The 2,599-nt window shown below is 72.8% G+C and carries 3 protein-coding genes; all 3 read left to right on the plus strand.

What is annotated here, in order from left to right; translation table 11 throughout:
• Positions 1-290, plus strand: a 290-nt coding sequence (locus tag FJ108_18390) for a 2-isopropylmalate synthase (protein ID MBM4337862.1), incomplete at its 5' end; no start/stop codon positions are given.
• Entirely contained in the window at positions 287-1,219 is a 933-nt protein-coding gene (locus FJ108_18395; protein MBM4337863.1) for a hypothetical protein, read from the plus strand. The genes FJ108_18390 and FJ108_18395, both read left to right, overlap by 4 nt.
• A gap of 13 nt (positions 1,220-1,232) precedes the next feature.
• A partial coding sequence (locus FJ108_18400; protein ID MBM4337864.1) for a hypothetical protein occupies positions 1,233-2,599 on the plus strand: 1,367 nt, incomplete at its 3' end.

Consider the following 2,599-nt stretch of genomic DNA (forward strand, 5'->3'; position numbering starts at 1 on the left):
CCCCCGCCTCCGCCTCCGGAGACGGCGGCTACGACTCGTTCATGAAGGCGCTCGCCAAGGCCGTGCGCGGCTTCGACCTGAAGCTGCCGCAGCTGGTCGACTACAAGGTCCGGATCCCGCCCGGCGGAAAGACGGGCGCGCTGGTCGAGACGCTGATCAGCTGGCAGACGAGCGCGCGCGCGCAGCCGTTCAGCACGATCGGGGTCGATCCGGATCAGCTGGCCGCTGCTGTGATCGCGACGGAGAAGATGCTGAACCTGATCGCGGCGCGGCGGAAAGCACGACCTTGAGCCGCGCGCGAGCGGGGCTCGCGGCCCTGGCGCTCGCCTGCGCCGCGCTCGCGAGCGGATGCGCGAGCGTAGAGCCGCCGGCCGCGCTGGTGCCGACGCAGGACCTGCTCGAAGTGGTCGCGGTCGTGAGGCTTCACGTCGACGACGACACGTATCGCTTTGCGCCGGCGCGCGACTTCACTGGCAAGAACGTGTTCCGCGTCTCGTTCGAACGGCTCGAGTCGCTGGAGACTGCGCATCCCGAGAAGCTGGCTTCGGGCTACGCGACCGACGTGGTCTGGTTCACCAAGGCGCGCGCGCTCGAGCGCATCGGAGAGTACGACCTGGCGCGGCGCCACTACGCGCGCGTCACGGATCTCGGCTCGGAGCTGGCCGATGCCGCGCGCGCAGGGCGGAACGTGAACGCACGGCTCGAGGACGCTCGGATGCTGGCACCCCCACCCGAGGCGACGCCCGAGCAGGCCGCCGACGCCCGGGCGACGCAGCGCGAGGTGCTCGGCGCGCTGCGCTCGGAGGTCGCAACCACGCACTGGCGCCACGTCGTCGACGAGGAGCTCGAGCGCGTCGACGTCGCCGAGGCCGCGACGCTCGCCGCGCATGCGGCGCTCGACCCCCGCTACGAGCCCGCCGCGCTGCAGAGCGCGCAAGCGCTGGTGCGGGTTCACGGCGAGAGCAAGTACCACAACCGCCACCTGCTCGCGCTCGGCGATCTGTACGCGGCGTTCTCGCGCCGATACGCGCAGAGGTTTCCGCCACCGTCGCTCGGCTTCGACGCGACCACCTTCGACGAGTACGCGCACGGCGCGACGCGCGTCTACGAGGTCGTCGCGCAGCAGGACGGCAGCGTCGAGAAGCTGGAGGGCGCGCACAAGCTCGAGGCCTTCCTCGGCTTCACCATGCAGGTCCACGAGGAACGTGTCCCGCGCTAGGCTCGCCGTCGCCATGGCGCTCGCGGTCTGCGCGTGCGCGTGCACGCGCGCGCCGACACCTGCAGAGCTGCAGCCGCTTCTGGACGCGCGCCCGGCGCGATCGCCCCTGCCCGACGACGCCGAGCGAATGGCCGTGCGCGTCGCGGCCGCGGCGCTCGCGGGCCGAACGGACCAGGCGTTGTCGCGAAGCGCAGCGCTCGAGCGCGAGGAGAAGCTGCTCGACGCGAGAGGGGAAGCGCCCTCGGGTCTGGTCGACAACGCCGCGGAGATCGTGGCCGCCTGCGACGGCAGCGACGCCTTTCCGGCGCATTCGCGCGACCTGCTCTCGCGCGGCGATCTGGATCCCGCCATCCGGCTTCGCCTGGAGCGGGTGATCGCGAGCGACCCGCTCGAGAGCGCGGACGCGGATCTCGCCGCGGACCGGCGCTTCAAGGCGGGCGCGCTCGTGAACCGGATCGTCGAGCCGGCCTCGAAGCTCCTGCTCACCGGCCTGCTGAATCCGATCGACGCGACTCGGACGCTGCTCGCGACGCTACTCACGGCGCACAAGTTGCCTCGAGCGAGCGTTCGCGAGCGGCGAGCGCTGCGCGCATGGGACGATTGGCTGGCGCGCCATCCGGACGATCCGCGCGCTCCCGAGATCGCCGCGCGCGCGCAGCGCTACCGCGCGAAGCTCGAAGCCGAGCGCTACGAGCGCGCGCTCGCGAGTGCGGAGGAGGCGCTGGATGCGCGCGAGCTCGCGCGAGCGCGGATCCTGGCGGGGCGAGCGCTCGCGAGCCGGCCCGAGAGCCGTCCCGCTGCGAAGCTCTTCGAGCGTGCCAGCGCAGATCTCGCGCGCCGCGACGCGCAGGTGCGAAGCTCGCTCCAGATGTACGAGCTCGCGCCGCCGAGCCTGGAGACGAGCTCGCGCGACGCGTATCTCGAGCTCGCGCGCGAGGCGCTCGTGGCTGCGGCGGAGCCTCTTGCCGCCCGCGCGGCAGGCTGGCGAGCGGATGGCGCGCCTCCGGAGCTCGGCGGCGAGCTCGCGTTCCTGTCCAGCTTCGGCCCGCTTGCGCGCGGCGACGAGGACGGCTTCTTCGCGACGCTTGGCGAGGTCCCGAAGCTCGCCCCCAAGGGTGACTCCGTGTCGCGACAGGCCGTCGCGATCCTCACGGATCCGGACCAGAACCCGTACGCCGTCTACGGCGCCGCGGCGACGGCCGACCGTCGCGCGCGGCTCGCCTGGCTCGCGCTCGGCCCGCATGCGAACGGGCCTCGGCACCGCGATCTGCCGCGGCCGCTCGAGTACCTGCTCGATCTGCCCGGCGCCGCGATCTCGCTCGTCACCTTCCCATTGCGGCTGCTCCAGTACCCGAACGCGAGCGCGCGCTTCGGGCAGGG

The sequence above is a fragment of the Deltaproteobacteria bacterium genome (assembly GCA_016875225.1).
Lineage (GTDB): Bacteria > Myxococcota_A > UBA9160 > SZUA-336 > SZUA-336 > VGRW01.